The following is a 799-nucleotide window of genomic DNA, read 5'->3' as shown; positions in this document are numbered from 1 at the left end:
AGCCAGCACCATTTTTCCGCACAGATCCAGTACGGCACACAGATACACCATTCCCTTAGCTGTGGGAATATAGGTGATATCGGTTGCCCAAAAACGATTGGGGAATGGTTGGGCAAACGCACGCTGCAGCAGATTTGGATATTTGTGAACGGCCTGCTGATAATGCCGATACGGCTTGCGGCGGCGTGCCTGTGAGAGCAGATCAAGCTTGCGCATTATGCGCAAAATGGCTTTGACGCTGACTTTTCTGCCATGCTGTCGTTCCAGCCAGCGGCGAACGCGGCGGCAGCCGCAGGTCTGTTTGCTGCGCTGTTGGCAGTCGATGATCAGATCGACAAGCCATTGATCTTTGGCGGGCTTCCCTTGCCGTTTTCGCCAGGCATAGCAGCCGCTGCGGGAGACTTCAAACATACGGTACATGGAGCCGATCGGATATTTCCCGCAAAAGCGCTCGATCACACGGTATTTCAGCTCCACCTGCATCCGCAGCTCGATCAGTTCGTTGTTCCTTTTTTGTTCTTCGCTGATCGAACCTTTGCGCGGCCGGCCTTTCGGCTGCGGAACATAGCCGTTGGCAATCAGTCGCTGTTTGCGGTTTTGGCGATTGACAAGTCCTTTGACTTGTGCTTTGTGCAGTCCGAAATGGGCACCGATCTCTCGGTTCGTTTCTCCTGCGGCCTTTCGCCGGAACACTTCTTCGCTGAGCGCCTCTGCTTTCGTATCTCCTCTCGACATGACTGCACCTCCTGTTGTAGTTTCTATTCTACAACAGGAGGTGCTTTTTTTCACTGTCCGTTTT

Annotated in this window: 1 protein-coding gene; it reads right to left on the bottom strand. The window is 53.4% G+C overall.

What is annotated here, in order from left to right; translation table 11 throughout:
- The coding region (locus tag IAG03_RS14075) for an IS3 family transposase (protein WP_249320746.1) at positions 1-735 on the bottom strand (735 nt) is incomplete at its 3' end.
- Positions 736-799 lie beyond the last annotated feature (64 nt).

This window comes from Yeguia hominis (genome assembly GCF_014384705.1).
In the GTDB taxonomy this organism is placed as follows: domain Bacteria; phylum Bacillota; class Clostridia; order Oscillospirales; family Acutalibacteraceae; genus Yeguia; species Yeguia hominis.
This window is presented reverse-complemented; position numbering and strand designations above follow the sequence as displayed.